This is a genomic window from Saccharopolyspora sp. MMCC62, assembly GCF_057736575.1.
In genome coordinates this window covers 382,999-405,852 of sequence record NZ_JBYKCM010000001.1, presented here as the reverse complement: position 1 = coordinate 405,852, position 22,854 = coordinate 382,999, and the positions used below count along the sequence as shown (strand labels likewise).

Here is a 22,854-nt window from a genome sequence, read left to right as displayed (position 1 = left end):
CAGATGTTAGAGTTTCAGAATCAAAACCGCTCGAACGAAGGAGTGCAGGTCAACGTGAGCGAAGTGGCGGCGACCCCCGAAACGGACGAGAACGCGGAGCGGTCCGACACCCGGACACCCCCGACCCGCCGCGGCAGCCGGGACGAACGACGGGAAGCGACCCTGCGCGCCCTCGCCGCCGGGCAGGACGCCGCCTGCGCCTACTGCGGCGAACCGCTCCCGCCGCTGCCCCCGCGCGGCGGACGACCCACCCCCTACTGCGCCCCCGACCCCGACCGCTACGGGCAGTGGGGCGCCAAGACGATCAGCTGCGCCATGCTCGACGAGCAGCGCGAGATCTGGACCCGGGTCTACGGCCCCGACCAGCCCATGACCCACCTCGACGTGCACGCCCTCGACGAGCGCCTCACCGCCCTGACCGGAGTGCTCGACCCGGTGCGCACCGAGATCGCCGCGCTGCAGCAGCACGCCACCGAACAGCTCGCCACCGCGCTCACCGCCCGCGCCACCGCCGAAGCCGACCGGGACGACGCGCTGGAGAAGTCCCGCGCCGCCGAACACGACCGCGACCGCGCCCGCGCAGCGGCGGCCGAGGCAGGCGAGCAGGCCGCCGCGGCCCGTGCCGCGCAGGAGGCCGCCGAAGCCGAACGCGACGAAGCCGTGCAGGAGCGCGACGCCGCGCACGCCGACCGGGACGCCGCCCGCCGCGACAGCACCCAGGCCCACGCCGACCGGCAGTCCGCGCTCGCACAAGCCGCCGCCGCGCAACAGCACATCACCGAACTCAACGACGCTCGCGCGACCGAACGCGCCACCGCCCTCGACGAGCAGGAACGCCTCCGCCACGAAGCCGACGAAGAACGGCAGCGGCTGCGCGACGAACTCGACCGGCACTGGCGGCGGCAGCTGCACGAGCAGGAAGCCGAGCTCGCCCAGCAGCTCACCGCCACCCGCGAGGCCGCCGACGCCCGCGCCGCCGAACTCACCGACCGGCTCACCGAAGCCACCCGCACCTACGCCGCAGGACTCGCCCCGCTGCACCAGGAACTCGCCGCCGAACGCGCCGCGCACGCCGAGCAGCACGCGGCCGCGGCCACCGCCCGCCGCGAGCACGAGGAATTCCGCGCGACCCTGCGCCAGTCCCTCACCGCCGAACCCGCCGGCGAGCTGCCCGCACGGGTGCGCGCCCTGCTCGGTCCGGACGAGGACACCGAGGAGACCACCGGCTGAGCGCGGCGGCGAATCCCCGCGATCGGCTTCGGCGACCGGGCTCGCGCCGCTACGTTGCGGGAGACGACGGGAGATCACCCGATATTTTCGTCACCGTGCTGAAAGTCGCGGGCGTTGGGGACCAGCGCGGAAACGATCATTGTCGGGCCATCCGCCCCCTCGACCGGCGACGAAGGAGCCACACCCATGAAGTTGATCAGCGCGGACCGGATGCTGCCGGGACCTGCCGGAGACTGCGTCGACGACGGCGCCGTCCTGGTCGACGGTGCCCGGATCGCCGCCGTCGGCCCGCGCGAGCAGCTGCGCCACCGGGAGCACGCCGAACACGAGCACTGGCCCGGCGCCACCCTGCTGCCCGGGCTGATCAACGCCCACGTGCACCTGGTCTTCGACGACACCGCACCCGACCCGGCCGCCCTGGTCGAACGGGTCCGCACCGCCTCCGACGACGAGCTGCGCGCGCAGGCGGCCGAACACGCGCGGCAGGCGCTGCTCTCCGGGGTGACCACGCTGCGGGACTGCGGCGACCGCGGCGGGATCACCGCGCGGCTGCGCGACGACATCGCCGCGGGCCACCTCCCGGGCCCGCGGCTGATCACGACCGGTCCGCCGCTGACCGTGCCGGACGGGCACTGCTGGTTCCTCGGCGGCGCCGCCGGAACCGATGCGGAGCTGCGCGAGCAGGTGCGGCGCAACGCCCGGCTCGGCGTCGACATGATCAAGGTGATGGCCTCGGGCGGGCAGATCACCCCCGGATCGCCGCCGAGCTGGCAGTCCCAGTTCGACCGGGACCGGCTGCGGCTGATCGTCGCCGAAGCCGAGCACCACGGCCTGCCGGTCGCCGCGCACGCCCACGGCACCACCGCGATTCGGGACGCCGTGGCCGCGGGCGTGCACACCGTCGAGCACTGCTCGTGGATGACCGGCCCCGGCGAGGTGCACCGCGACGCGGCGACCGCTGCGGAGATGGCCGCGCGCGGCGTGCACGCGTGCGCGGCCTCCTCCCGCAACTGGCGGCGGATCATCGACTCGCTGCCACCGGAGGTCGCCGACCGGGTCTACGGCCGGTTGCCGTGGCTGGCCGAGCGCGGCGTCGGGCTGATCACCGGCACCGACGCGGGCCTGCCGTCCAGCCCGTTCGACGACTTGGCCGGGGCGCTGGAGCTCTACGTCCACCTCGGGTTCACCACCGAGCACGTCGTCGAGATGGCGACCACGACGAGCGCGGCCGCGCTCGGGCTGGGCGAGGTGACCGGCCGGCTCGCTCCCGGGCTGGACGCGGACCTGCTCGTCGTCGACGGCGATCCGCGCACCGGCGTCGCCGCGCTGGGAGCGGTGCGCGCCGTGCTCGCCCGGGGCGCGGCGGTCGGCTGAACCTCAGCTCACGTCGAGGACCGCTTTGCCGTGCAGCTCGCGGTCGCGCAGCTTCGCGGTGGCCTCCCCGACCCGCGCCCAGTCGCCGCGCCAGGAGATCTCCGGGTGCAGCCGGCCGGTGGCGACCTGCTCGGCCAGCCAGGTCAGGTCCGCGCCCAGCCCGGATTCGGCGGGCATGAAGAACGTGACCAGGTGGCGATCGTCGTTGCCGGGGGCGCCGAACAGCTCGCCGAACGGGAAGTGCTCGGCCGCGCCGGTGGTGTGCCCGACGGCGACCAGCGTGCCACCCGCGTGCAGCCGGCGGAACGCGCTGACCAGCTGCGGTCCGCCGACGTTGTCCACCACGCCGTGCACGGGCTCGGCGAGCTCGTCGGGTCCGCTGATCACGTCGTGGGCGCCGAGGGCGCGCAGTTCTTCGCCGTGGGCGGCGGTGTCGCGGGTGGAGGCGATCACGTGCGCCCCGCCGAGGCGGGCGAGTTCGACCGCGTAGCGCCCGACCCCGCCGGTGGCGCCGGTGACCAGCACCCGCCTGCCGAGGATGGGCCCGAGCCTGCGCAGGGCGCGCAGCGCGCTGGCCCCGGCGACCGGGACGGTGCTGAGCACGCCGAGGTCGGCGCCCGCGGGCGCGGTGCCGATCGTGTCGGTGTCGACGGCGCGCAGCTCGGCCCAGCCGCCCTGCATGGCCATGGTGACCACCGGGGTGCCCGCGGCCGGTCCGGAGCCGTCGGCGGCGGCGCGTTCGACGACGCCCGCCGCGTCCCAGCCCAGCAGCGTGCCGTCGGGCGAGCCGGGCAGCAGGTCGGTGACCTCGCCGTAGTTCAGCGAGATCGCCGAGACGCGCACCAGCGCCTGGTTCGGCGCCGGGTCGGGATCGGCGGCGTGGTCGAGCCGCAGCCCGGTGGGTGCGGAATGGTCGACGAGCAGTGCACGCATGTTGCTGGGCCTTTCACCTGGTGGGAGTCGCCGCGCGAACGCGACCACCCAGTTATGCCACCGAGTGGCACATGGCGTCAAGGGGCGATCGGCGGGCCCCGAAAATCCGTCGCACCCCCGATCGCCGCGTGACAGCATCACCCGCATGCCCGAAGCCCTGACCGCCCGGCAGCGCGCCGACCGCACCGCCCGCGCCCTCGCCGCCGCCACCGCCGCGGGCCGCGAGCTCGGGCTGGACGTCTCCGCGGCGACCGTGCTGCACGACGTGTTCTCCGTCGTCGTGCACCTCGCGCCGTCCCCCGTCGTGGTCCGGGTGCCGACCGTGCTGCCCCGCGGCACCCGCGTGGAGGACCAGGCCGCCCAGCAGCGCATCGAGCTCGACGTCGTCGCCTGGCTCGCCGAGAGGGGCGTGCCCGTCGTCGCCCCGAGCCCCCTCGTACCTCGGGAACCCCTGCGGCGCGACGGGTTCTCCATGACCTGCTGGCAGCACGTCGAGCACGACACCACCGCCGAACCGGACTACACCGCCCGCTGCGGCCTGGTCGCCGACCTGCACCTGGCGCTGCGCGACTACCCCGGCGCACTCCCGTTCCTCGACTCGGCGGCACCCGACATGATCAGCGGCGGGCTCGCCGACCTCGCCGAGTCGCCCGAGCTGATCACCCCCGCCGACCTGGACCGCGCCCGCCGCGAATGGGACGTGCTCGCACCACTGGTGCGCTCCCGCACCGCGTTCGAGGCGGAGTTCCCCGGCATCGACGTCCAGCCGATCCACGGCGACGCGCCCGCCGTCAACATCCTCACCACGCCCGGCGGTGACCTGTTCGCCGACTTCGAACTCGCCACCGCCGGCCCCGTCGAGTGGGACTTGGCGTTCCTGGGCGCCGAAGGCGAAGCGGTCTACGACGCCGCGGCCGCCGAGCTCGGCCTGCGCACCCTCGACGCACGGGTCCTGCGGTTGGTCAACGCGATCGGGATGCTGCGCTCGGTGGCCTGCCTCGCCCTCGCCCCGCAGCTGCCGATGCTCGCCGAGGCCGTCGCCCCGGCGCTCGACGGCTGGCGGGCCGGACCGTTCGCCGGTGGGCTCGACGGCTGAACGCCACCGGGTGCCCGATGCCCTCCGGTGGCGTTCACCCCTGGGACGACCCGCGGCGTAGGCTCGGCCGCATGCCCGAGGCCACCGCAGGATCGCTGCGCGAGCGCAAGAAGCAGCGCACCCGCCAAGAGCTCATCGACACCGCGCTGGAGCTGTTCACCGAACGCGGCTTCGACGCGGTCACCCTCGACGAGCTGTGCGCCGCCGTCGAAGTCTCCAAGCGCACCTTCTTCCGCTACTTCACCAGCAAGGAAGACGTCGCCATGTCCCCGGCCCAGGACATGTGGCTGGCGCTGATCGAACGGCTGCGCACCGGCGAACCCGAGCCGGGCCGCGCCCTGCTCGACTCGGTGCAGGACGACCTGCTGGCCACCGTGGCGGACATGCCCGCGGAGTGGGCGCAGCGCACCCTCGCCGCGCACCGGCTCACCGCCACCACCCCGGCGATGAACGGGCACAACCTGCACTTCTGCGACCGCACCACCCGCACCATCCGGGACGTCCTCGGCGCGCGGTTCGCCATCCCCGACGACACCACCGACCCGCGGCCGCGGATCGCCCTCGACGTGCTGATCTCCGCGACCCGCTGCGCGCACGACACGTGGGCCGCGGCCGGCACCGGGACCCGCGAGGAGCTTCTCACCCACCTGCGGACCGCGTTCGCCGCGATCCCCGGTGCGCTGACCTGCGCCCCGCACGCGCGAGACTGAGCCAGATGCCCGGCCGAGACCTCGCATCGCGGTGGTTCTTCGGCCTGGTCGTGCTGCTGTCGCTGCCGTTCTGGGTGCTCGGCGCTCTCGCAGGCCCGGTCCCCGGCTTGCCGATGGGGATCCCGGTCAGCGCCCTCATGTTCATCGTCCCCGGTGCGGTCGCGCTGCTGCTCGCGGCCCGGGACGGCACCGCCCGCGCACTGCTCGCCCGGTTGCGGCCGAGCCGGGTCGGCCTGGTCTGGTGCGCCGGGTCGGCGCTGCTGATCTCCGCGCTGGTCCTCGGCTCGTGCACCGCGCTGCGGGTGGTGCTGCCGCTGCCGCCACTCGGGTTGCCGTGGTCGTCGCTGCCGGTGCTGGTCGTGCTGTTCCTGCTGGCGGCCACCGGGGAGGAACTGGGCTGGACCGGGTACGCCTACGCCCGCTCCAGCGGATCGTGGACCTTCGCGCTGGGACTGGGCGCGTTCTGGGCCGGGTGGCACGTGATCCCGCTGGTGCAGGCCGGGCGCGGCGCGGGGTGGATCGTCGCGTGGTTCGCGGGCACCGTCGCGCTGCGGGTGCTGCTGTGCCGGATCTACGACGCCTCCGGGGCGGTGCTGCCGACCGCGATCACCGGGCACGCCGCGGTGAACGTGGCGAGCTCCGCGCTGCCGCACTACGACTCGGCCGCCGTGGCCGCGGCCGTCGCCGTCGGGTTCGTGGTCGCCGCGAGCGTGGCGGTGCCGCTGGGGCGAGCGCGCTGATCCTCGTCGTTCCGCGGTGTTCGCGGCAGCCTGGCACTTAGGGTGAGCGGATGTCGTCGATCAAGCAGGTCCAGGTCACCTTCGACTGCGCCGAACCGGAACGCCTCGCCCGGTTCTGGTGCGAGGTGCTGGGCTACGTCGTGCCGCCACCGCCGGAGGGCTTCGCGAGCTGGGCGGACTACGACCGGACGCTGCCGCCGGAACGGCAGGGCGCCGGGTTCGTGTGCCGGGATCCCGAAGGCCGGGGCCCGCGGCTGTACTTCCAGCGCGTGCCCGAAGGCAAGGTCGTCAAGAACCGGGTGCACCTGGACGTGCGCGTCGGAACCGGCCTGGTCGGCGCGGAGCGCGTCGCCGCGCTGGAAGCCGAATGCGCGCGGCTGGTCGCGCTCGGCGCGGAGCGGGTGCGGCTGCTCGTCGCCGACGAGTACGACGAGTCCTGCCTGCTGATGCAGGACGTCGAGGGCAACGAGTTCTGCCTGGACTGATCGCGGATCAGCCGCGGCCCGCGGGGAACCGGGTGGTGCCGCGGAGGAACCGGGTGATCCGCTGCCACCGCCCGGCCGGCGGTTCGGGGCGGACCGGCGCGGCCGGAGCGGAGGTGCGGGCCTGCGCGCGCCGCTCGCGCCAGTCGGCGACGAGCTCCTCCACCTGCACCAGGCCCAGCGGAACCTGCGGCCCGGTCGGAGTGCGCAGCCACGCCAGGATGCGCCGGTTGAGCTCCGCGGCCGCGTCCCGCACCGCCTGCTCGGTCGGCAGCTGCCGCACCTCGCTGCGGAGGCGTTCGGCCTCCTTGCGCAGTTGCAGCGGTGTCGGCAGCAGCGCCTCCCGGGACAAGCCCTCCCGGTCGACGTAGCCGCGGACCCACCACAGCTCGTCGTGCGGCTCGCCCGCCCCGGGCAGCGGGCGGCCCAGGCCGTCGAGGTCCTCGAAGTCGCCGCGTTCCTGGGCGACGCGGATCTGCCGTTCGATCCACGTCTCGAACGTCGTGCCGTGCGGTTTGCGCTCGGTCATGTCGCCCTCCCGGCTTCCTCGCCACCGGTTTCCAGGATATCCGCGGCTCCGCGGTCGATCGACCGTTCGCTCAGCGCCTCGCGAGCGCGCGCAGCCGCGCCTCCAGGGCGGCGCCGTCCGGCACGAACCACACCTGGTCGCCGCGATCGGACTCGCGCACCAGGGCGCGCAGTGCTCCGCTCGCGGTCAGCTGCTCGGTCAGGTCGCCGACCACCGCCAGCGGCAGCCGGTACTGGGCGAACTTCTGCAGCACCTGCCCGGCCAGTCCGGTGCCGAGGGTGAAGAACTCCGGTGCCAGGCGGTCCACCGGCACCACCACCGCCTCGGCACCGAGGTAGGCGGCGCCGATCAGGTCGACGGCGTCCTGCTCGGTGGCCACCGGCGGCCCGGCCGGGTCGCACACCAGCACCGGTACTCCGGCTCGTTCCTCGATCACGTCACCCATCGCGTCCCTCCCGGTGCAGCAGGTCGTCGAGCACGCCCGCCAGCAGGTCCAGCGCGGCGGCCGTGCTCGCGGGCTCGCCGAGCAGCACGATCCGCAGCCGATCGCGGCGCGGATCGTGCGAGGTCTGCACGCTGATCCCGTCCGGACCGGTGCCCGCGCCCGCCAGCAGCAGGGTGCCGAGCCGGTCCGCGGCGGCACGGTCCACGCCGTCCACGTGCACGACGCTGGTGACCTCCGCCGCCGGTGCGGTCGCCGGTTCCGGTGGCAGTCCGGTGAGCGCGGCCAGCTCTGACGCGGCGATGCGGTACTGCTTGCCGATGCGCACCGCGCCGAGCCGCCCGGAGCGGATGTAGCCGCGCACGGTGCGCACGTGCAGGCCGAGCCGCTCGGCCACCTGCTCGACGGAGTACATTTCCTGACTCATCGTTCCCCATCATAAGTCACCATGGCGAACGATGCGGAAGGTTTCAGGTGCGCAGGTACGAGGCGCCGTTGACGTCGAGCACCGCGCCCGAGGACCAGGTCGCCGCCGGCGAGGCCAGGTACAGCACCGCGGAGGCGATCTCCTCCGGTGCGGCGACCCGGCCGAACGGGCTCTGCGACCGGATGTCCGCGCCCTGCTGCCCGTCCAACCGGCCCGCGACCCGTTCGGTCTCGACGAACCCCGGCGCCACCGAGGCCACCGCGATGCCGTGCGGGGCCAGCGCCACCGCCAGCGACTGGCCCAACGCGTGCAGTGCCGCCTTGCTCGCCGCGTACGCCGGGTGGTCGGGTTCGCCGCGGAACGCCCCGCGCGACCCGACGTTGACGATGCGCCCGCCCGCGCCGCGCTCGATGAGGTGCGCGGCCACCTGGTGGCTCAGGTTCGCCGCGCCCAGCAGGTTCACTTCGACGGTGCTGCGCCACGCCGCCTGCCAGTCGGCGTAGGAGGTGGTCGCCGGCGGGTGCGGGGTCATCACCGCCGCGTTGTTGACCAGCACGTCGAGCGCGCCGAGCCCGTCGACCGCCTCCCCGACCAGGCGCGGCACCTGGCCCGGGTCGGCGATGTCGGCCCGCACCAGCACGTGCCCGGAACCGGGCAGCGACTCCAAGGTGCGGGCGGCCTCCTCCGGACGGGAGGAGCAGTGCACTGCTACCCGGCCCCCGGCCTGGGCGAACGCGGTCGCGATGGCCCGCCCGATGCCGCGGGAGGCGCCGGTGACCAGCACGCCGCGCCCGGATTCGGCAGGGCGAGGAGAAGAACCCGACATGGCACTCCGATCACTGAGGTTTCTACTTCTGGCGCGAAGGGGGTGGGTGGCGGAACCTCAGCGGTTCCCTCGCTGCGGGATCGTTCTCACCGGTGGCTCCGCCGCAGGCGAAAACGCCGTCCTCGCGAGGGAACCGCTGAGAACCCGCGGGTGGTCGGGCTGCGTGGGTGGTCGGCGGTTCAGCGGCGTCGCCGCTGACAGGAAACCGACGACCCGCCTGGTAGAAAGGCCTGTCCCGCAGGGACGCGGACTCAGCGGGTCGACTCGAACAACTCGACGACCTCGTCGGTGGTCCCCGTCTCGCCGAGGCGCGGGAAGATCCGCTCCAGGCTGTTGCGGTGCGCCTCCGCGTCGAGGTCGGTCATCGCGTCGGTGGCGAGCGTGACGTGGTAGCCGTGCTCGTGCGCGGCGCGCGCGGTGGATTCCACGCCGAGGCTGGTGGCGATGCCGCTCAGCACGATCTGGGTGACGCCGCGGCGCCGCAGCTGCACGTCCAGGTCGGTGCCGTGGAAGGCGCCCCAGTTCCGCTTGGTCACCACGATGTCGGCGGGGTGCCCGGCGAGCTCGTCGATGATCCGGTCCCAGCCTTCCGGGAACTCGCGGCGGCCGGCGCCCGCGGAGGTGCGGCCCGGCGCGGCGTCGGCACCGTCGGCGGCGAAGCTGACCCGCACCAGCACGACCGGGGCGTCGTGCTCGCGGAAGACCTCGGCGAGCCGGACGCAGCGCTGCACCACGTCGGCGGCGGTGTGCGGGGTGCCGGGCGCGCCGGTGATGCCGTTCTGCAGGTCGATGAGGACCAGCGCGGTGCGCGGGTCGAGCGTGCTCAGGGACATGGGTGGAACCTTTCCGGTGGTGGATTGCCGATCGATCACCGCGCCGCCGCGGGCCCGAGGCTCCGCAACGTGCGGTCGAGCACCGTCACCACCAGCAACAGGGCGGCGACGGCGATCAGGAACAGGGCGAGGCCGTGCAGCCCGGTGGTGTCGGCACCACCGGAGAGGAAACCGCCGCCCGCGGCGGCCGCGACCATCGCCCCGACGTAGGTGAAGGTGCGCAGCAACCCGGCCGAGGAACCCATCCGCTCCGGATCGGCCTGGTGGTACAGCGCCTTCTGGTTGGCGAGGCTGATCAGCCCCTGCGGGATGCCGACGACGACCGCGATCGCCACCAGCAGCCAGATCCCGCTGCGCGCGCCGACGGCCAGCAGCAACGCGCAGGCCACCAGCTGGGCCAGGCCGCCGACGAGCAGCTTGCCGCGAACGCCGTCGCTGCGGCCGGTGGTGCTGGACACGACGATGCCGGTCAGGAACATCGGCAGCAGCACCAGCCCGGATTCGGTGGGGGTGAGCCCGCGGCCCTGCTCCATCCACTGGGTGAAGCCGAACAGGAACGCGTAGGAGACGGTGAACGCCAGCAGCGTCCGCGCGAAGGTGCCCAGCACCGGCAGGTTCCCGGCCAGCACCCGCAGGTCCAGGAACGGTTCCCGCACCCGCAGCTCCCGCACGGCGAACCCCGCTCCGGCGGCGACCGCGAGCACGGGCAGGTACCAGTGCCCGGCGCCGGGTTCCATCAGGAACAGCAGCAACGCGCTCAGCGTCGCCGCGAACAGCGCGATGCCGGGCACGTCCAGCGAACCCGAACCGGACTCCTGCCCGCCACCGCGCGGCAGCCGCAGCGCGCCGAGCACCAGGCAGGCCAGCGACAGCGGGATGTTCACCGCGAACACGGTGCGCCAGCCGCCGAACCCGATCAGCAGCCCGCCGAGGGTGGGGCCGACCACGGCGATGGTCTGCGCGGAGATCGCCAGCGCCGTCAGCACCCCGTTCGGACTGTCCTGCCCGGTGCGCCGCGCTTCGCTGCGGATCAGGTGCATCGCCGCCGGATAGCCCGCGCAGGTGCCGAAACCGATCAGCACCCGCGCGACGACGAGCACCCCCAGGTTCGGCGCCAGCGCCCCGAGCACCCCGGCGATGCCGAGCAGCGCCGCACCGGCGAGGAACAGCCGCCGCGGGCCGTGCAGGTCCACGAGCCTGCCGACCACGGGCTGGCCGACGGCGGTGGCCAGGTACAGCGCGGAGACCAGCCACGCCGTCTCGGCGGGTGGCGCGCCGAGCGCGGCGCCGATCGGCACCAGCGCCACGGCGATCATGGAGGAGTTCACCGGGTTCAGCGCCGAGCCGAGCACCATCGGGGTGATCAGCCTGCGGTCGAACCGCTCCTGCTCGGTGGCGGTCACTGCTCCGCGACCCGTTCCAGCAGCGCCATCGCCTCGATGATCACGTGCCGTTCCTGTTCGGTGCACCGCTCCTGCAGCGCGGCGGTGAGCCATTCGCGGCGCGCCTGCCGGTCGCCTTCGGCGCGGCTCCGGCCCGCTTCGCTGAGCGTGATGAGCTGCCTGCGGCCGTCCGACGGGTCGGGCCTGCGCTCGATGAGCCCGTGCTGGTCGAGGGCGGCGAGCGTGCTGGCCATCGACTGGGGCCGCACCCCTTCGGCGACCGCGAGCACGCTGGCCGAGGAATCGCCCTCCTTGCCGAGCCGGGTGAGCACCGAGGTCTGCGAGGGGCTGAGGTCGTCGCCGACGGCGAGCTCGCGCAGCCTGCGCCGCAGCCTGCCGACCACCACCCGCACCTCGCGGGAGGCGCGCACCGCCGAATCGTCGTTCCCGGTTCCCGTCATGCCCCCACGGTAATTTCGACAGCCTGAACTGTCCAGTCCAGACTGTTCAGTTTCGGCTGCGCGACATGCGCGATCAGCCCGAACCGAAACCGACCGCCGCGCGAACTGGTAGAAGGGCGGTATGAGCGAACAGCAGGTGCGGGTGGCCGACCACCCCGAACGCGACCGGTTCGAGATCACCGTCGACGGCGAGCTCGCCGGATTCGCCGACTACCGGCGCACCCCCGGGCACGTCGACCTGGTGCACACCGAGATCGACCCCGCCCACCAGGGAGCCGGGCTCGCCGGGACGCTCGCGAAGACCGCGCTCGACTCGCTGCGCGCCGAAGGGGTCCAGGTCACGCCGTCCTGCTCCTACATCGCCGCCTACATCCGCAAGCACCCCGACTACCTCGACCTGGTGCCCGAATCCGCCCGCGCCGACCTCTGATCGCGCGGGCTACCGTCGTGCCGTGAGCAACACCGAACCGGACCCCGCCGAACGCACCGTCTGCGACGGCCCGCCCACCGGCGCCGCCGAACCCCGCGCGGACCTGCTCGAACCGCGCGACGTGCCGCTGGGCGGGCCGCGGGCGATGCGGGTCCGGCGCACCCTGCCGCACCGGGACCTGCGCATGGTCGGCGCCTGGTGCTTCGTGGACTCCTACGGGCCCACCGACCTCGGCGGCGGGCCCGGCATGCAGGTGCCCCCGCACCCGCACATCGGGTTGCAGACCGTCAGCTGGCTGCTCGACGGCGAGATCCTGCACCAGGACAGCCTCGGCAACGCGCGGCTGGTGCGGCCCGGGCAGCTGAACCTGATGACCGCGGGCCGCGGCATCGCCCACTCCGAACAGACCCCCGTCGAGCACTCCCCGGTGCTGCACGGCGTGCAGCTGTGGATCGCCCAGCCCGAACGGGACCGGCACGGGCCCGCCCACTTCGAGCAGCACGCCGACCTGCCGGTGCTCACCGAGGACGGCGGCCGCATCACCGTGATCAACGGTGAGCTCGGCGGCGCCACCTCACCGGCCCGCGCCTACACCCCGCTGGTCGGCGCCGAGATCGCGCTGCGCCCCGGCGGGCGGATCCGGCTGCCACTGCGCCCGGACTTCGAGCACGCGGTGCTGGCGCTGTCCGACCCGGTCGAGGTCGACGGCACCCGCCTCACCACCGGCGCGCTGCTGCACCTCGGCGACGGGCGCCGCGACGTGCTGCTGACCGCGGAGTCCGCGAGCCGGGCGCTGCTGATCGGCGGGACGCCGTTCGACGAGGAACTGGTCATGTGGTGGAACTTCGTCCCCCGCACCCACGAGGAGGTCCTCGAAGCCCGCCGCGACTGGGAGGCCGAGCGCACCGGCGGCGCCTCAGATCGGTTCGGCTCCGCCGACCGGTTCGGACTCGTGCCCGGCTACGACGGCGCCGCGCTGCCCGCACCCGAACCGCCCCGCGCGCGGCTGCGCGCCCGCCCCAGGTCCCGGCGCCTGGAGCGCTGACCGGCTCATCGATCCCGGTCGGACCAGACGATCTCACCGTCGACGATCGCCGACGTCGGGGACAGGCCCACCGCGCGGGCGACCGCGCTGGACCGCCGGTGCCCGGGATGGATGTGCGCGGTCAGCTCGCCGACGCCCTGCTCGTGCAGCCAGCCGGTCATGGCCAGCGCCGCCTCCCGCGCGTACCCGTGTCCCTGGTGCTCGGTGCCGACGACCCAGGCGAGCGCGGCCCGCAGCAGCTCCGGCTCCGGTCGGGTGAGCGTGGCCTGCACCGTGCCGCGGACCCGCCCGTCGCCGCGGTCGCGCAGGATCCAGTTCAGCCAGCCCTGCTCGCCGTCCGGGGAACGCCCCGCCACCTGCCAGCGGTAGCGCGCCGCGAGCTCGTCGGGGGAACGCGGCGCACCACCGGTCCACTCGTGCAGCCGCACGTCGTCGAGGACCGGCGCGGTCTCCCGCGCGTGCTCGACCCGCAGCGGTTCCAGCCGCAAGCGGACCGTCAGCAGCGGCGCGGCGGCCGGCCAGGCCGCGAGATCGGACACGCCGCGGATCGTAGCCGCGCACGCCACCTCCGGCCGCGCACCCGTCACCAGGGCCCGTCGACCACCGGCTCGGGCCCGGCGGTGCACACGTGGCCGTCGCCGTGCTCGGGCCAGCCCGGATCGCCGGTGGTCGCGAACGACACCCACGCCCCGTGCAGCCGATCCGCCAGCTCCCGGTCCGGAGCCTCGCCCAGCAGCCCGGCCGGGCCGGTGGCGACCGCCAGGTTGTGGAACACGAACGGCAGTTCCAAGCCGTGGCAGGCGCCCAACCGGCCGTCGAACCGCGGGGAGCGCCAGGTGAACTCGGCGACGTGGGTGCGCCCACCGGAATCGCGGTGGCGCGCGGCGAACTCCCGGGCGGGCAGCCGGAACACCAGGTCGGTGAGCGCCGCCGACAGCGCCTCGCCCGCCGGGCGGCTGCCCAGCCCGTAGTCCGCCAGCACCCCCGCCGCATCCGGGTGCGAAGCCGCGAGCACGGCGACGGCCTGCTCATCGGTGGTCGTGTCGACGACGCCGGTGGCGACCAGGTACAGCGCCATCTCCTCCCGGCAGGTGCTCACCAGCACGTCGATCCCGGCCGCGCTGCCCGCGGCGACCGCCTCGCCCGGCGGCACCGGCAGCACGTCGTCGCCGTGCACCGGCAGGAACGCGCTGAGCCCGAACGACGGGTCGTGGCCGTGCTCGTCGCGCAGGTCCGGGCCACCGCCGGGAGCCATGACCGCTGCTTGCGCGGCCAGCAGCTCCCGGGATCCGACCCGCCGGAACGCCTCCGCCGTCGCGGCGATGCCCAGCTGCCGCGCCAGCGCCTCGACCAGCACCCGGCCGAGCCGCCGCTCGCGGGTCATGCCGGGGTGCCCGCTTTGCACGATCGCCCGGTCCACCACGCCGTCCAACAGCGGCGAGCCGAGCAGGTCCGCGATGCTCATCGCCCCGGAGGACTGCCCGCACACGGTCACGTTGCCCGGGTCGCCGCCGAACGCGGCCGCGTTGTCCCGCACCCAGCGCAGCGCGGCGAGCTGGTCGCGCAACCCCACGTTGGTCTCGCCGATCGGCGCGAAGCCCTCCGCACCCAACCGGTGGTTGATCGCGATCAGCACCACCCCGGAGCGGGCGAACGCGGCCCCGTCGTAGAGCGGCGCCGCACCGCTGCCGCTGACGAACGCGCCGCCGTGCACGAACACCAGCACCGGTAGCCCGCCGCCGTCCTGGTCCGGCCGGGTGATCTCGGCGGTCAGGTAGTCCGCGCCGCCGGACCACTCCGGACCGCGCAGCACCGAGGTGTCCAATCCCGGCAGCTCCCGGCTCGCCTGCTGCGGCGCCACCGGCCCGACCCGGTCCGCCGCCCGCACCCCGTCCCAGCGCGGAGCCGGTCGCGGTGCCGCGAACCGCAGGTCACCGGTGGGCGCGGCCGCGTAGGGCACCGCGCGGAAGCGCACCACCCCGTCGCCGCGGATCCCGCGCACGCGGCCCGAAGTGGTGCCGGCGATCGGTTCTCCCACGTCCTGCTCCTGTTCCCGCTCGCCCGATCGAGTCGGACGGATCACGCCTCGATCACCGGCCGTCCCGGCGAGGCCCGCTGATCGAGTCGGTGGACCTCGATACCGTGGCGATCATGACCAACCCCACGTCGTCCTGGGCGGACGGGCCGCTGCTGGCGTTCGACCTCGAAACCACCGGAACCGACACCGGGACCGACCGGATCGTCACCGGCACCCTGATCTCCATCGTGCCCGGCCGCGACCCGCAGGTCCGCACCTGGCTGGCCGACCCCGGCGTGGAGATCCCCGCCGAGGCCGCCGAGGTGCACGGCATCAGCACCGAGCACGCCCGCGAGCACGGCCGCCCCGCCGCGGAGGTCGCCGCCGAGATCGCCGAGTTCCTCACCGACGCCTGGCACCCGACCCGGCCGCTGTGCGTGTTCAACGCACCGTTCGACCTGTCGCTGCTGGACGCCGAGCTGCGCCGCCACCACGGGCGGAAGCTGGAGGTCACCGGGCCGGTGGTCGATCCGCGCTGCCTGGACAAGCACTTCGACCGCTACCGCAAGGGCAAGCGCACCCTCGGCGCCCTGTGCGAGCACTACCGGGTGCGGCTGGATTCCGCGCACGACGCCACCGCCGACGCGCTGGCCTGCGCCCGCCTGGCGTGGCGCCTGGCCAAGAACCACCCGGACGAGATCGGCACCCGCGTCCTCACCGCCCTGCACGAGGACCAGACCGGTTGGCACCGCGACCAGCAGCACGACTTCGCCGGATTCCTGGACCGGCAGGCCGACCGCGCCACCGATACCGCCGAAGCCGACGGGCTCCGCGCCCGCGCGGCCGACGTGCGCGCCCGCGCCGAGCACTGGCCGCTGGCACCGGCCCCCGAACCGGCCTGACGGCGAGTGGGGGAACGGGTGCGGCGGCGGTTGCTGCGCCCGGAGCAGCCGCGCTGTCGGGATCTCGACATCGGGGCCGGGCCGGTTCGGCGCACTCCTACGGTGAGCGCTTTCCCGCAGGTGACGCGGCCGAACGGGCCGCCGAACCGGCTCGCTCCCCGACTCCGAAGGACGTGCTGTGCCAAGCCCCGAGCTCCCCGACACCGACCGCGATCCGCGGTGGCGCCGCCGCGCCGTGATGGCCGCGGCCGCACTCCTGGCCGCGGGCACCGTCGCCGCGGCCACCCCGACCGCCGCGGCCGCGGCGCCCGACGCGCCCGCGGGCGCGCAAACCCCGTTCACTTCGCTGGAAGCCGAGGACGCCGAGACCAACGGCACCGTCCTGGGCCCGGACCTCACCCAGGGCAGCCTCGCCTCCGAGGCGTCCGGGCGGCGGGCGGTGGCCCTGGACGGTCCCGGCCGGTACGTCGAGTTCACCCTCGGCGCCGACGCGAACGCGCTGACCGTCTCCGGCAACGTCCCGGACGGCGTCGAGGGCACGGTGGCGGTCTCGGTCAACGGCGAACGCCTCGACACCCCGCTGCGGGTCACCAGCGAGTACTCCTACCTCGACACCCCGGACATCGACGGGTCGCAGACCCACCACCTGTTCGACCACGCTCGTCTGCTGCTGGACCGCGATCTGCACGCCGGGGACGTGGTGCGGCTCGAACCGGACACGGTGCCGTCCTACGCGGTCGACGTCGCCGACTTCGAACAGGTCGCCCCCGCCCCCGAGGCGCCGCAGGGCTCGGTGTCGGTGCTCGACACCGGCGCCGACCCGACCGGCGCCGAGGACTCCGCGGCCGCGTTCACCACCGCGATCGAGCAGGCCAGGTCCGCGGGCACCGAGGTGTGGGTGCCCGAAGGCCGGTTCCGCGTCGACTCGCCGCTGGCCGTCGAACAGGTCTCGATCATCGGAGCGGGGCCGTGGCGCTCGGTGCTGCTGAGCTCGCACCTGATCGACCAGACGGTGTCCGCCGGCGGGGTGCGGCTGCGCGACTTCGCCGTGCTCGGCGACGTCACCGACCGGGTGGACGACTCCCCGGACAACTTCGCCACCGGCAGCCTCGGCGCGGGCTCCGAGGTCACCGGGCTGTGGCTGCAGCACCTCAAGGTCGGCATGTGGCTGACCGGGAACAACGACGACCTGCTCGTCGAGGGCAACCGCATCCTCGACACCACTGCCGACGGCATCAACCTCAACGGTTCCGCTCGCGGAGTGCGGGTGCGGGACAACTTCCTGCGCAACACCGGCGACGACGCGCTGGCCATGTGGTCGCTGAACGCACCCGACATCGGCAGCTCCTTCACCGGCAACACCGTGATCGCCCCGAACCTCGCCAACGGCATCGCCGTCTACGGCGGCACCGACCTGCAGGTGCGGGACAACCTGGTCGCCGACACCAACGCGCTGGGCAGCGGCATCGCGATCTCCAACCAGGCGTTCGCGGAACCGTTCTTCCCGCTCAGCGGCACGATCGAGGTGACCGGCAACGAGCTGGTGCGCACCGGGGCGATGAACCCGAACCTGCGACACCCGATGGGGGCGCTGCGGGTGGACGCGTACGACTCGCCGATCGAGGCCGAGGTCCGGATCGCGGACACGACCGCCGTCGACAGCCCCTACTCGGTGTTCGAGTTCCTCTCCGGCGGCGGGCAGGGCCACGAGGTCCGCGGCGTCACCGTCGAGGGCGCCGCGCTGCGCGGCGTCGGCACCGTCGTCGTGCAGGCCGAGACCGGCGGCGCCGCCCGGTTCGAGCAGGTCACCGCGGAGTCCGTGGGCGCGGCCGGGGTCTACAACTGTCCGGAGCAGGGGACGTTCACCGTCGACCTGGGCGCGGGCAACAGCGGCTGGGACGGCACCTGGCCGTGCGGGACGTGGCCCGAACCGTGATCCGCGGCGGGGCTCCCCGGACCGGTTTCCGGGGAGACCCGCACACGCAGCGAACAGGGCGGGCCCCTCGCGACGACCGAAACCCCGGGTCATCGACACGGACCGTGAGCACGAAGGTGCCCGATCCGTCCCGCAATGTCGGCACGACCGCTCACGGTCGGCGACCAGTCGCGGGGGTGTGGCGGGGAACGCATCCCGCTTCTGGCCCTAGCTCCCGCACTGATCGCCGCAGCTGAGGACGATGTTCGGCACTGGCCGTGACAGTCCGCGGCGGATCACCCACATTTCGCGCCCACTCGGGTGGTGCTTTACCGGTCCGTTACCGGTAGGGTCTGATCCGCCGGTGGGTCACCCACTGGTGGTACTGGCCGTTTGCTCCCCGCAGAGTCGATACGGATGACACTTCAAGACGATCTAGTTCGCCCCTGGTTCCAGCCGGCGGTCCCGCCCGAGCAGCAGGACCGTTCGCGGCCCGATGCCGGACCGGTGACCACTCGCTTCGTCGGAGAACTGCCCCTCGATGCGGCACCGGCACCGTCCGCCTCCTCCGGCACCGCCCGCCCGGCGGCGCGCCCGGAGGACTTCCTGCCCCGCCCGGACGCACCGGCGCCGCGGCCGGATCGAGTCGAGGTGACCCAGCCCTACATCCCGGCGATCCGGGACGAGCGGCCGGAGTTCGCCAAGCGGCTCAACCCGGACCCGCCGACCGCGCGGGCGGGCACCACCGAGGAGGTGCCCCCGAAGACCCCGTCCGGCACGCTCGCCGACCTCATCCCGGTGACCCCGCCGGAGGCCCCCGCGGCCCCGCCGGTCCCGGACACCGCGGCCGCGCCGCCCGCGAAGGCCCCGGCTCGGCAGCAGCCCGCGAAGCGCCGCAGCCTCGCGCGCAGAGTGGTGCGCCGCATCATCGGTCCGGACCTGTTGCGCAAGGACCCGCCGAAGAAGCGCCGCTGACGCTTTCCCGACGACGCGGCGGCCGAGCCCGATCCCGGTGCTCGGCCGCCGCGTCGTCGCATGTGCGGCCACCGGTCGCCCCCGCTCCCCCGGGACCCGTCCCGCCGCGCACCGCCGGAGGTCACCGTTGAACCAGCCGTCCCCCGCAGACCGGTTCGACCGGGTCGTGGCCCGGTTGCGGGCGGCGGGCTGCGTGTTCGCCGAGGACGAGGCGCGGCTGCTGCTCGCGGCGACCGGCGACCCGGCCGAGCTCGCGGAACTGGTGCGGCGACGCGTCGACGGCCTGCCGTTGGAGCAGGTGCTGGGCTGGGCGGAGTTCCTCGGGCTGCGCATCGTGGTCGAGCCGGGCGTGTTCGTGCCGCGGCGGCGCACCGAACTCCTCGCCCGCGAGGCCATCGCCGCCGCCCGCGAGTCCGGGCCGCGGCCGCTGGTGGTGGACCTGTGCTGCGGTTCCGGCGCGGTGGGTGCGGCCGTGCTGGCCGCCGTGCCCGCCGCGCAGGTGCACGCCGCCGACGTCGACGCGGCCGCGGTGCGCTGCGCCCGGCGCAACCTGCCCGCCGACCGGGTGCACGCCGGGGACCTGGACGAGGCGCTGCCCGCCGCGCTGCGCGGCCGGGTCGACGTGCTGGCCGTCAACGCCCCGTACGTGCCGACCGAGCGGATCCCGCTGATGCCGCCGGAGGCCCGCGAGCACGAGCCGGCGACCGCCCTCGACGGTGGCGCCGACGGGCTCGCCCTGCACCGGCGGGTCGCCGCGGTGGCGCCGGGACTGCTCGCCCCCGGCGGGGTGCTGCTGATCGAGACGAGCACCGAACAGGCCGCCGGGACCGCCGCTGCGCTGCGCGCGCACGGGCTGCTCCCGCGCACCGTCGATGACCCGGACGTGGCGGGCACCGTGGTCCGCGGCACCACCCGCTGACCTCGCCCGATGCGGAAACGCATGCGCATCCGGCAGTCCCGGAATCTGGAAGATGTTGCGCCCCAGGGGGGTCGGCTCAGTAATCTGATCCGATCTTCCCACCGGTCGACGACTATCCACAGAGGACACAGATGCCGTTGATCACCGACCCGGCGACGACGCCGGTGCTCGCCGACAGCGTTCGGCTCGCCGACGACGGTGTGCACCTGCTGGACCGCCGGGTGTTCCCGTTCGAACGCACCTGGGTGCACGCCCGCGACGTCGAGCAGGTCGCCCGCGCCATCGAGGACATGGTCACCCAGTCCAGCGGCCCCTACTTCGCCGCGCTGTGGGGCATGGCGCTGGCCGCCCGCCACGCCGCCGCCGACGCCCCCGACCAGGTCGCCGAACGGGTGCGGGCTGCCGCGGACCGGCTCATCGCCACCCGGCCCACCAACGACCACCAGCGGCTCGCCGCGGACTTCGTCCTCGACGCCGTCGCCGCGGCCCGCGCCCGCGGCGAGGACTCCCCGGACGCGCTCGCCGCCGCCGCGCTCGCCGGAGCCCGCGCGGGCGACGCCGACTACAGGGGGCGCAGCCGCGCCATGGGCGAAGCCGCCGCGCGGCTGCTGCCCGACGGCGCCCGGGTGCTCACCCACTGCTGGGGCGACCTGTACCTGACCGAGACCGTCGCCGCCGCCCAGCGGGCCGGCAAGGAACTCACCTTCTACTGCACCGAGACCCGCCCCTACCTGCAGGGCGCGCGGCTCACCGCCGAGACCCTCGCCGAGATGGGCGTGCCCACCACGCTGATCACCGACGGCATGGGCGCGTCGCTGTTCAGCCGCGGCGAGGTCGACGCGCTGATCACCGCCAGCGACCGGGTCACCCTCGACGGGCACGTCATCAACAAAGTCGGCACCCTGCAGCTCGCCGTCGCCGCGCACGCCTTCGGCGTGCCGTACCACGCGCTGTGCCACGAACCGGACCCGAAGTCCCCCACCGCCGCCGACGTGCCCATCGAGCACCGCGACGGCGACGAAGTGCTGCACACCCTCGGGCAGCGCACCGCCAGCGAACGCGTCCAGGGCCACTACCCCGCGTTCGACGTGACCCCGCCGCGGTTCGTCACCACCGTCGTCACCGACCAGGGCCCGTTCGCCCCCGGCGAGCTCATCGCCTACCAGCACACCAGTCCCGACCAGGGGGAACAGGCATGACCGACCCGGTAACGGCCCGCTGGGTCGTCATCGACATCGAAGGCACGGTCACCCCGACCAGCCAGGTCCACGAGGTCCTCTACGACTACGCCCGGCCTCGGCTCGGCCCGTGGATCGACACCCACCCCGACGACCCCGAGGTCGGGGACGCCGTGGCCGCGGTGCGCGCCGAAGCGGACCTGCCCGCCGACGCCGGAACCGACGCCGTGGTGGCCGTGCTGCACGAGTGGATGGACGCCGACCGCAAGGCCACCCCGCTGAAAACCCTGCAAGGGCTCATCTGGCGGCAGGGCTACGCCGACGCCGAACTGACCACCCAGCTGTTCCCCGACGTCGTCGGCGCCCTGCTGCACTTCCAGGACCAGGGCGCGGGGCTCACGGTGTTCTCCTCCGGATCGGTCGCCGCGCAGATCGCGTCGTTCTCGCACACCGGCGACGGGGACCTGCGGCACCTGTTCCGCCACCACTTCGACACCGCCAACGCCGGGCCCAAGCGGGAGGCGCGGTCCTACCGGGCGATGACCGAAGTCCTCGGCGCCGACCCCGGCGACGTGCTGTTCGCCTCCGACGTGCCCGCCGAGCTCGACGCCGCCGCCGAAGCCGGGTGGCGCACCGTCGGCCTCGCCCGCCCCGGCGAACCGTTCGCCGACGCCGACTTCGGCGACCACCGCAGCGTCACCACCTTCGACGACATCAGCATCGAGGTGCCCGCATGAGCACCCCCGTCACCACCGCCGAACTCGACACCGCCGGAGCGGCGCTCGCCGCCGAATCCGCGCGCTTCGCCGCGCTCGGCTGGATGCGCGGCACCTCCGGGAACCTGTCGGTCACCCTGCGCACCGACCCGCTGCGGCTCGCGGTCACCACCAGCGGCCGCGACAAGGGCGAGCTCACCCCGCAGGACGTGGTCGTCGTCGACGCCGCGGGAGCTGCCGTGCCCGACCAGCCGCGCCCGGACCAGCGGCCCTCCGCCGAAGCGGGCCTGCACGCACGCGTCGCCGCCCGCTCCGGCGCCGGAGCCGTGGTGCACGTGCACATCACCGCCCCGGTCCTCGCCGCCGAGCGCTGGCCCGGCGGGATCGTGCTGCGCGACCTGGAAATGCTCAAAGGACTCGGCCGCGGCGCCCACGACGACGAGGTCACCGTGCCCGTCGTGCCCAACGGCCAGGACATGGCCTGGCTCGGCGACCGCTTCGAGGAGGTCTTCGACCCGGCCACCCCCGCGCTGGTCGTCGCCGGGCACGGCGTGTACGTGTGGGGCGACGACCTCGCCCAGGCGCGGCACCGCACCGAATGCCTGGAATGGCTGACCTCGTACGCCCTCGCCGCGGATCAGCCGCACCACGTGAACAGGAGAACCGCATGACCCTGCTGACCGTCTGGGACGACACCGACCCGAGCACCGCCACCCTGCGCACCGAAGACCCCGCCGAGATCGGTGGCGTCCTCAAGGAGTTCGGCGTCCGCTTCGAACGCTGGCCGCTGCGGGAACTGCCCGCCGAAGCCACCTCCGAGCAGGTCCTCGACGCCTACCGGTCCGAAGTGGACCAGGTCATCGACAGCGAGGGCTACATCAAGGTCGACGCGATCGCGATGAAGCCCTCCGCCGACCCGGAGTGGCCCGCGCAGGCCAAGGCCGCCCGCGAGAAGTTCCTGTCGGAGCACACCCACGACGACGACGAGGACCGGTTCTTCGCCCGCGGCGCCGGGGTGTTCTACCTGCACCTCGACGGCAAGGTGTACGGCGTGCTGTGCGAAGCCGGGGACCTGCTCAGCGTGCCCGCCAACACCACGCACTGGTTCGACATGGGCACCAGCCCCGACTTCGTGTCGATCCGCTTCTTCCACGACGACGACGGGTGGATCGGGGAGTTCCTGAACACCGACACCGCGGAGAAGTTCCCCACCTTCGACGAGCTGATGGCTACCCGCTGAGGAGCGGTTCTCCCGGTTCCTGCTGGGAAGTGGGTCGGGTGGCGGAACCTCA

General features: G+C 74.1%; 26 protein-coding genes. 16 read left to right on the top strand and 10 right to left on the bottom strand.

The genetic code is table 11. From position 1 onward, the window contains the following. Nucleotides 1–54: 54 nt before the first annotated feature. Complete coding sequence (locus AC29IT_RS01885; protein ID WP_488217604.1) at nt 55–1,230, top strand: hypothetical protein; 1,176 nt, start codon at nt 55–57, stop codon at nt 1,228–1,230. Nucleotides 1,231–1,416: 186 nt separating this feature from the next. Continuing rightward, nucleotides 1,417–2,604, top strand: coding sequence for an amidohydrolase family protein (locus tag AC29IT_RS01880; RefSeq protein ID WP_488217603.1), 1,188 nt, complete (start codon nt 1,417–1,419; stop codon nt 2,602–2,604). Nucleotides 2,605–2,607: 3 nt separating this feature from the next. On the opposite strand, the gene AC29IT_RS01875 is transcribed toward AC29IT_RS01880, so the two are convergent. After that, nucleotides 2,608–3,537, bottom strand: a complete 930-nt coding sequence (locus AC29IT_RS01875; protein ID WP_488217602.1) for a zinc-binding dehydrogenase — start codon at nt 3,535–3,537, stop codon at nt 2,608–2,610. Nucleotides 3,538–3,682: 145 nt separating this feature from the next. Here AC29IT_RS01875 and AC29IT_RS01870 point away from each other — a divergent pair, with 145 nt between their 5' ends. From AC29IT_RS01870 to AC29IT_RS01855, 4 genes are all read left to right on the top strand, one after another. Then, complete coding sequence (locus AC29IT_RS01870) at nt 3,683–4,633, top strand: phosphotransferase (RefSeq protein WP_488217601.1); 951 nt, start codon at nt 3,683–3,685, stop codon at nt 4,631–4,633. 71 nt (nt 4,634–4,704) lie between these two features. Then, complete coding sequence (locus AC29IT_RS01865; protein WP_488217600.1) at nt 4,705–5,343, top strand: TetR/AcrR family transcriptional regulator; 639 nt, start codon at nt 4,705–4,707, stop codon at nt 5,341–5,343. A 5-nt stretch (nt 5,344–5,348) separates the two neighbouring features. Continuing rightward, nucleotides 5,349–6,083, top strand: a complete 735-nt coding sequence (locus AC29IT_RS01860; RefSeq protein WP_358444625.1) for a CPBP family glutamic-type intramembrane protease — start codon at nt 5,349–5,351, stop codon at nt 6,081–6,083. Between the two features lie 50 nt (nt 6,084–6,133). Beyond that, complete coding sequence (locus AC29IT_RS01855) at nt 6,134–6,568, top strand: VOC family protein (protein ID WP_488217599.1); 435 nt, start codon at nt 6,134–6,136, stop codon at nt 6,566–6,568. Nucleotides 6,569–6,575: 7 nt separating this feature from the next. Here AC29IT_RS01855 and AC29IT_RS01850 read toward each other — a convergent pair whose 3' ends face one another. The 7 genes from AC29IT_RS01850 to AC29IT_RS01820 form a co-directional block, all read right to left on the bottom strand. After that, the gene (locus AC29IT_RS01850) at nt 6,576–7,094 is read right to left on the bottom strand and encodes a DnaJ family domain-containing protein (protein WP_358444631.1); all 519 of its coding nucleotides are present in this window, start codon (nt 7,092–7,094) and stop codon (nt 6,576–6,578) included. Between the two features lie 70 nt (nt 7,095–7,164). Then, complete coding sequence (locus AC29IT_RS01845; RefSeq protein ID WP_488217598.1) at nt 7,165–7,539, bottom strand: DUF4180 domain-containing protein; 375 nt, start codon at nt 7,537–7,539, stop codon at nt 7,165–7,167. Continuing rightward, nucleotides 7,532–7,963 (bottom strand): helix-turn-helix domain-containing protein, encoded by a 432-nt coding sequence (locus tag AC29IT_RS01840; protein WP_488217597.1) that lies wholly within the window; start codon nt 7,961–7,963, stop codon nt 7,532–7,534. The genes AC29IT_RS01845 and AC29IT_RS01840 overlap by 8 nt, the downstream gene beginning before the upstream one ends. A 43-nt stretch (nt 7,964–8,006) precedes the next feature. Continuing rightward, a complete protein-coding gene (locus AC29IT_RS01835) occupies nt 8,007–8,789 on the bottom strand; it encodes an SDR family NAD(P)-dependent oxidoreductase (RefSeq protein ID WP_358444637.1) in 783 nt (260 codons plus the stop codon). A 251-nt stretch (nt 8,790–9,040) separates the two neighbouring features. Then, nucleotides 9,041–9,622, bottom strand: coding sequence for a hydrolase (locus AC29IT_RS01830; protein WP_488217596.1), 582 nt, complete (start codon nt 9,620–9,622; stop codon nt 9,041–9,043). A gap of 35 nt (nt 9,623–9,657) precedes the next feature. Next, on the bottom strand, nt 9,658–11,025 hold the full coding sequence (locus AC29IT_RS01825) for an MFS transporter (RefSeq protein ID WP_488217595.1): 1,368 nt from the start codon (nt 11,023–11,025) through the stop codon (nt 9,658–9,660). Continuing rightward, entirely contained in the window at nt 11,022–11,465 is a 444-nt protein-coding gene (locus AC29IT_RS01820; protein WP_488217594.1) for a MarR family winged helix-turn-helix transcriptional regulator, read from the bottom strand. Before AC29IT_RS01820 ends, AC29IT_RS01825 begins: the two co-directional genes overlap by 4 nt. Nucleotides 11,466–11,586: 121 nt before the next feature. Here AC29IT_RS01820 and AC29IT_RS01815 point away from each other — a divergent pair, with 121 nt between their 5' ends. Then, a complete protein-coding gene (locus AC29IT_RS01815) occupies nt 11,587–11,895 on the top strand; it encodes a GNAT family N-acetyltransferase (protein ID WP_488217593.1) in 309 nt (102 codons plus the stop codon). 22 nt (nt 11,896–11,917) lie between these two features. Next, nucleotides 11,918–12,940 carry a pirin family protein gene (locus tag AC29IT_RS01810; RefSeq protein WP_488217592.1) on the top strand — a complete coding sequence of 341 codons (1,023 nt, stop codon included), beginning with the start codon at nt 11,918–11,920 and terminating at the stop codon, nt 12,938–12,940. 5 nt (nt 12,941–12,945) lie between these two features. Here AC29IT_RS01810 and AC29IT_RS01805 read toward each other — a convergent pair whose 3' ends face one another. Both AC29IT_RS01805 and AC29IT_RS01800 read right to left on the bottom strand, forming a co-directional pair. Next, nucleotides 12,946–13,479 (bottom strand): GNAT family N-acetyltransferase, encoded by a 534-nt coding sequence (locus AC29IT_RS01805; protein ID WP_358444651.1) that lies wholly within the window; start codon nt 13,477–13,479, stop codon nt 12,946–12,948. A gap of 44 nt (nt 13,480–13,523) precedes the next feature. Beyond that, nucleotides 13,524–14,978, bottom strand: coding sequence for a carboxylesterase/lipase family protein (locus AC29IT_RS01800; RefSeq protein ID WP_488217591.1), 1,455 nt, complete (start codon nt 14,976–14,978; stop codon nt 13,524–13,526). A gap of 113 nt (nt 14,979–15,091) precedes the next feature. Here AC29IT_RS01800 and AC29IT_RS01795 point away from each other — a divergent pair, with 113 nt between their 5' ends. The 8 genes from AC29IT_RS01795 to AC29IT_RS01760 all read left to right on the top strand — a co-directional run bounded on the left by AC29IT_RS01795 (nt 15,092) and on the right by AC29IT_RS01760 (nt 22,802). Then, nucleotides 15,092–15,859 carry an exonuclease domain-containing protein gene (locus tag AC29IT_RS01795; protein WP_488217590.1) on the top strand — a complete coding sequence of 256 codons (768 nt, stop codon included), beginning with the start codon at nt 15,092–15,094 and terminating at the stop codon, nt 15,857–15,859. Nucleotides 15,860–16,037: 178 nt separating this feature from the next. After that, nucleotides 16,038–17,795, top strand: coding sequence for a glycosyl hydrolase family 28-related protein (locus tag AC29IT_RS01790; RefSeq protein WP_488217589.1), 1,758 nt, complete (start codon nt 16,038–16,040; stop codon nt 17,793–17,795). 486 nt (nt 17,796–18,281) lie between these two features. Further along, a complete protein-coding gene (locus AC29IT_RS01785; RefSeq protein ID WP_358444662.1) occupies nt 18,282–18,749 on the top strand; it encodes a hypothetical protein in 468 nt (155 codons plus the stop codon). A gap of 127 nt (nt 18,750–18,876) precedes the next feature. Beyond that, a complete protein-coding gene (locus AC29IT_RS01780; RefSeq protein WP_488217588.1) occupies nt 18,877–19,668 on the top strand; it encodes a putative protein N(5)-glutamine methyltransferase in 792 nt (263 codons plus the stop codon). Nucleotides 19,669–19,799: 131 nt separating this feature from the next. After that, complete coding sequence (locus tag AC29IT_RS01775) at nt 19,800–20,867, top strand: s-methyl-5-thioribose-1-phosphate isomerase (RefSeq protein ID WP_488217587.1); 1,068 nt, start codon at nt 19,800–19,802, stop codon at nt 20,865–20,867. After that, nucleotides 20,864–21,583 (top strand): acireductone synthase, encoded by a 720-nt coding sequence (gene mtnC / locus AC29IT_RS01770; RefSeq protein ID WP_488217586.1) that lies wholly within the window; start codon nt 20,864–20,866, stop codon nt 21,581–21,583. The genes AC29IT_RS01775 and mtnC overlap by 4 nt, the downstream gene beginning before the upstream one ends. Further along, complete coding sequence (gene mtnB, locus AC29IT_RS01765) at nt 21,580–22,233, top strand: methylthioribulose 1-phosphate dehydratase (RefSeq protein WP_488217585.1); 654 nt, start codon at nt 21,580–21,582, stop codon at nt 22,231–22,233. The genes mtnC and mtnB overlap by 4 nt, the downstream gene beginning before the upstream one ends. Continuing rightward, nucleotides 22,230–22,802 carry a 1,2-dihydroxy-3-keto-5-methylthiopentene dioxygenase gene (locus tag AC29IT_RS01760; protein ID WP_488217584.1) on the top strand — a complete coding sequence of 191 codons (573 nt, stop codon included), beginning with the start codon at nt 22,230–22,232 and terminating at the stop codon, nt 22,800–22,802. Before mtnB ends, AC29IT_RS01760 begins: the two co-directional genes overlap by 4 nt. The last annotated feature ends 52 nt before the right edge of the window (nt 22,803–22,854 follow it).

What these genes read in the sequence shown, in the direction of transcription:
- AC29IT_RS01880 (WP_488217603.1), top strand. Translation starts at nt 1,417, where the DNA reads ATGAAGTTGATCAGCGCGGACCGGATGCTGCCGGGACCTGCCGGAGAC.
- AC29IT_RS01875 (WP_488217602.1), bottom strand. Translation starts at nt 3,537, where the DNA reads ATGCGTGCACTGCTCGTCGACCATTCCGCACCCACCGGGCTGCGGCTC.
- AC29IT_RS01870 (WP_488217601.1), top strand. Translation starts at nt 3,683, where the DNA reads ATGCCCGAAGCCCTGACCGCCCGGCAGCGCGCCGACCGCACCGCCCGC.
- AC29IT_RS01865 (WP_488217600.1), top strand. Translation starts at nt 4,705, where the DNA reads ATGCCCGAGGCCACCGCAGGATCGCTGCGCGAGCGCAAGAAGCAGCGC.
- AC29IT_RS01860 (WP_358444625.1), top strand. Translation starts at nt 5,349, where the DNA reads ATGCCCGGCCGAGACCTCGCATCGCGGTGGTTCTTCGGCCTGGTCGTG.
- AC29IT_RS01855 (WP_488217599.1), top strand. Translation starts at nt 6,134, where the DNA reads ATGTCGTCGATCAAGCAGGTCCAGGTCACCTTCGACTGCGCCGAACCG.
- AC29IT_RS01850 (WP_358444631.1), bottom strand. Translation starts at nt 7,094, where the DNA reads ATGACCGAGCGCAAACCGCACGGCACGACGTTCGAGACGTGGATCGAA.
- AC29IT_RS01845 (WP_488217598.1), bottom strand. Translation starts at nt 7,539, where the DNA reads ATGGGTGACGTGATCGAGGAACGAGCCGGAGTACCGGTGCTGGTGTGC.
- AC29IT_RS01840 (WP_488217597.1), bottom strand. Translation starts at nt 7,963, where the DNA reads ATGAGTCAGGAAATGTACTCCGTCGAGCAGGTGGCCGAGCGGCTCGGC.
- AC29IT_RS01835 (WP_358444637.1), bottom strand. Translation starts at nt 8,789, where the DNA reads ATGTCGGGTTCTTCTCCTCGCCCTGCCGAATCCGGGCGCGGCGTGCTG.
- AC29IT_RS01830 (WP_488217596.1), bottom strand. Translation starts at nt 9,622, where the DNA reads ATGTCCCTGAGCACGCTCGACCCGCGCACCGCGCTGGTCCTCATCGAC.
- AC29IT_RS01820 (WP_488217594.1), bottom strand. Translation starts at nt 11,465, where the DNA reads ATGACGGGAACCGGGAACGACGATTCGGCGGTGCGCGCCTCCCGCGAG.
- AC29IT_RS01815 (WP_488217593.1), top strand. Translation starts at nt 11,587, where the DNA reads ATGAGCGAACAGCAGGTGCGGGTGGCCGACCACCCCGAACGCGACCGG.
- AC29IT_RS01795 (WP_488217590.1), top strand. Translation starts at nt 15,092, where the DNA reads ATGACCAACCCCACGTCGTCCTGGGCGGACGGGCCGCTGCTGGCGTTC.
- AC29IT_RS01775 (WP_488217587.1), top strand. Translation starts at nt 19,800, where the DNA reads ATGCCGTTGATCACCGACCCGGCGACGACGCCGGTGCTCGCCGACAGC.
- mtnC (WP_488217586.1), top strand. Translation starts at nt 20,864, where the DNA reads ATGACCGACCCGGTAACGGCCCGCTGGGTCGTCATCGACATCGAAGGC.
- mtnB (WP_488217585.1), top strand. Translation starts at nt 21,580, where the DNA reads ATGAGCACCCCCGTCACCACCGCCGAACTCGACACCGCCGGAGCGGCG.
- AC29IT_RS01760 (WP_488217584.1), top strand. Translation starts at nt 22,230, where the DNA reads ATGACCCTGCTGACCGTCTGGGACGACACCGACCCGAGCACCGCCACC.